This is a genomic window from Rahnella perminowiae (genome assembly GCF_019049755.1).
Lineage (GTDB): Bacteria > Pseudomonadota > Gammaproteobacteria > Enterobacterales > Enterobacteriaceae > Rahnella > Rahnella perminowiae.
Genome location: NZ_JAFMOS010000282.1, coordinates 1 through 3,552, shown reverse-complemented (window position 1 = coordinate 3,552; position 3,552 = coordinate 1). Strand labels below are relative to the sequence as shown.

Sequence of the window (3,552 nt, the reverse complement as noted above, 5' to 3'; positions counted from 1 at the left end):
ATCTTTTGCTGGGCGTTAACAATGTAAGTAAAACGACGAACGGATCGACGGGGGAGCTCGTTACTATTCTGAGCCAAGGCTTGGGGCTACGGATCGTTAAGAATGCGCTCATTGCATTCTGCGAAGTGTTAATGATGAGTTGCTGATGATTGTGCGGTAATCGGCTATGCTAGTAAACAGGTGTTTGATGAGCCTTGGCTTCGCTGAGGCGGATCATCACTTGCTGGTCGGGATATATTTAAACTTTGGAAAGTAGATGAAAACGAAATTCCCACGAATTAAAACGAAAACGGTGCTAACTATCTGAAAAATAAAGGAGGTATAGAAAGGTATTTAAAGGAATTTTTAGCTTAAGAAAGAGTTTATCTATTTGACTTTAAAAGAATAAATTTAAATTTTGCGGCTAAAGGAATCGTATTCGGTCTTTTTTTTGAACATTTCTTAAATCAATAACTTATAGTTAAAACAACCACTTACACCGCTTCCTGTTACCTTCAGTGCTACTCATTTGGACTTTCTGCCGCCACTTTGTCGCCACCCATTTGAGCCAGCGGATTCAGGTGAATAGCGTCTTCCAGGTGATCCGGAGCGAAGTGCGCGTATCGCATTGTGACGCGGATATCTGAGTGCCCGAGGATGCGTTGCAACACGATAATATTGCCGCCGGCCATCATGAAATGACTGGCGAACGTATGCCGCAGAACGTGCGTCATCTGTCCTTCTGGCAGCTCAATACCGGCCAGCCTGATCACCCGATAGAACTGTTTATAGCAGGGCGAGAAGGACACACCTTTACGGGCGATCAGTTCGTCATACAAAGGGCGGGAGAGGGGAACGGTACGATTCTTTTTACCTTTGGTATTGATGAAGGTGAGTTTGTAGGGCGAAATCTGCGAGCTTTTGATTTTGGCCGCCTCGTTCCACCGTGCGCCGGTCGAAAGGCAGACTTTAACGATAAGCGTTAATTCGTCATTTCCATGTTGTTTGCAGGCGGCCATGAGCAGCAGAATTTGTTCCTGAGTCAGCCATGCCATTTCACGTTCCGGCTGATCAAACTCGCGGATATTCTCGAGAGGGTTTGGCAGCGACCATTCCCCCAGTCGTTTCAGTTCATTGAATACCGCCCGCAGAAAAGCATGCTCACAGTTCACCGTGCCGGTTAAGCGGGATACTTACAGTGGCGACTCTCTTCCTTCTATTGGAAAAAATCAGGCATTTATTACAAACGATCAAAATGTAGCAACAGGCACCCCAATTTCGCAACACGGAAAGCTTGCGTTAAACGCAAATTATCCGGCAAATGGAGTTTTCTTCATTGACAGTTTTTCAGAGGGTGTGTTTTTAAGTTCAGACCTAATAATGACGCGCGGCATGGGGTTTGCTGATTCAACACTTGTGTCTTGGGACATTTCTACTTTAACTATTGATCAATTCAACGGCGGCATGGAGATGTATTGTCAGCCTGATCCTGCAGAAGCTACTGAAGAGAAGCAGTACCCTTTCGAAGAAGTTGGGATTCTTATCTGCTGGCCTTACAACGAAAATGGTTTAATTCAAAATTACATTACCGCCTCTGGCAAAACGGCCTACAGATGCATTCCTGATCGAAGCGTTTCAGAGCCATCCTCATGGTTCAAATTGGGTGCTCCGGCCGGTCCAACGACTGTGTCAGTGGGAAACACGCTCGATTGTTTAACTGCCGCGCCCGGAACGTATATTTTCGAGTCGGACTCCGGGATTACATCAGCGCCGGCGGGCTTTGTGTCGATTCATAGCGCGTCGCTAACTGTTTTAAAGCAGGGGGTATCAGCAACTATAACCATGCATGCATCCCGTGCCGATGGAGACGCCTACGCTGGGATGTGGCTATTGACGAAGAATGGCGAATCCTACGAGTGGTCGGGTATCGGAGTAGCTGAGCGTTTAGCAGCATCTGAGGCATATACCGTCACTCTGATTTAAGCCTTTTACCCATACATTCCGTGTATTTGATTTCATTGCCTGCTGAAGAAACTGAGGTTATTCTAAAACCCTTCTAATCAAAAGGATATTGAGAGTGGATACTACTGAAGAGTTGGGCGGGACTTACTTCTACCATGGAAATGCTAACGTATCTAAAGAAGAACTATTTTGGTTAATATTCGCTGAGAGTTTGGCGGACCACCTTGGTGTTTCAGTAGAAACAGCGGCGACGATTCTTGCTGGGCAACCAATACTTAAGAAACGAGTTGTGCTGGGATCAAAGGTTTCTCGCACGAGTATTGCGTCAAAATTAGCTCGCAGAATATTTAAAAACGCACACTTTCCATATGGGATCCAATTTTCAACTATTGTGAAGGGGCGTACTCGCGTTACAAGCAAAATAGGGGCAGTAGTGGGTAGAGCGGTGCCTTTTATTGGCTACGCGCAGGCGATAATTATCGTAAGCCTAGTCGCGAAAGATACCAGGGAAAAATACAACCTGATATCAAGGCCCGAGCATCGTATAGCATGGGCATATTTCTAATGCTAAAACCGGATGAGCAAGAGCTCTTAGATTACGTCACCAATACATATGGCCAACGTGATAAGCCGGCACAAAAGGATTGGACATTTGAGGAGCACTTCAATTTCTTTCAGGAAGAGCTGGAAGAAATGTTGTTTGATTTGTTCACGCGATACGGCATTGAGCATAGCAATTTCAACATAGATGACTATTTCATGCCGGAGTTTTATTGGTGGCAGTTTAAGCTCAAAAAGGAATGGCAAGACCGTCAATTTAAAACGCTGACGCTGGGTATGATTATCGAATCAGCAAAAGCAGGTCGCTGGCTATATGACTAAGGGGCCTCAGCCCCTTTTCTTATGCAGTCTGGCGGTCATCCCATGAATCAGCAAATATGATGTTCCCATCATTGTGCTTCCACGTAATTTTTTCGTAGCGAAGTTCAACTGTTTCCATGTGATTGTCATTAGGATTGCTGTTTGCGGCCATTGCTGGCGAAATTGAAACGATACGTACCTTTTCTAACAGCATGTTGAAATACTCTACTTCCTGACCTGCATCATTGATCCGATACCATTTGATCTCCGCCGACTCAAGGCCTTGGCCTGTTGCTACTGCCTTGTAAATGTAAGGGCTGGAGCTGTCAAAGTCCTTCACGATGAGCAATGGGGAGTGCATGCGGATACCCGTTACTTTACCCGTCGCGTTATCGGTAGGGATCATCAGATTATGATGGAATCCTTTTACTTCGATGCTATATTCCCGTCCGATGACATCCACACCGCCTTTAATCAGTGCGCCGCCGTCGTCTTTAAGCCATAAATAAGCTGGTATAGCCATTTTCTTAAGTCCATTTTAAAAGTGAGGCATTACGTTATGCTTATGCAGATAAAGACACAGTTAGCGAACATTTAAAAAGGGGATTTTCAGAGGTTTATTATTGATGACCGATTTTGCAATCCATAAATCCAGTCTCGAAAATTCCCCGAATTTATTTCGAAATGATGCTAACTGATTGATATTTAATGAAGGTATAAACAAGTGACGGAAGGCTTTACTTTAAAGAG

Annotated in this window: 4 protein-coding genes and 1 pseudogene; 3 read left to right on the top strand and 2 right to left on the bottom strand. The window is 44.8% G+C overall.

What is annotated here, in order from left to right; all coding sequences use genetic code 11:
- Window positions 1–500: 500 nt before the first annotated feature.
- Window positions 501–1,154: pseudogene (locus J1785_RS02355) on the bottom strand (phage integrase); the annotation flags it as partial.
- Here J1785_RS02355 and J1785_RS02350 point away from each other — a divergent pair.
- From J1785_RS02350 to J1785_RS02340, 3 genes are all read left to right on the top strand, one after another.
- Window positions 1,153–1,962: a pyocin knob domain-containing protein gene (locus tag J1785_RS02350; protein ID WP_217218727.1), complete on the top strand. Its 810-nt coding sequence runs from the start codon at window positions 1,153–1,155 to the stop codon at window positions 1,960–1,962. The pseudogene J1785_RS02355 and the gene J1785_RS02350 overlap by 2 nt on opposite strands.
- A gap of 94 nt (window positions 1,963–2,056) precedes the next feature.
- Complete coding sequence (locus J1785_RS02345; RefSeq protein WP_129639516.1) at window positions 2,057–2,506, top strand: STM2901 family protein; 450 nt, start codon at window positions 2,057–2,059, stop codon at window positions 2,504–2,506.
- Window positions 2,506–2,823 carry a DUF1493 family protein gene (locus tag J1785_RS02340; protein WP_217218726.1) on the top strand — a complete coding sequence of 106 codons (318 nt, stop codon included), beginning with the start codon at window positions 2,506–2,508 and terminating at the stop codon, window positions 2,821–2,823. The genes J1785_RS02345 and J1785_RS02340 overlap by 1 nt, the downstream gene beginning before the upstream one ends.
- A gap of 19 nt (window positions 2,824–2,842) precedes the next feature.
- On the opposite strand, the gene J1785_RS02335 is transcribed toward J1785_RS02340, so the two are convergent.
- The gene (locus J1785_RS02335; protein ID WP_217218725.1) at window positions 2,843–3,325 is read right to left on the bottom strand and encodes an Hcp family type VI secretion system effector; all 483 of its coding nucleotides are present in this window, start codon (window positions 3,323–3,325) and stop codon (window positions 2,843–2,845) included.
- Window positions 3,326–3,552: the final 227 nt, after the last annotated feature.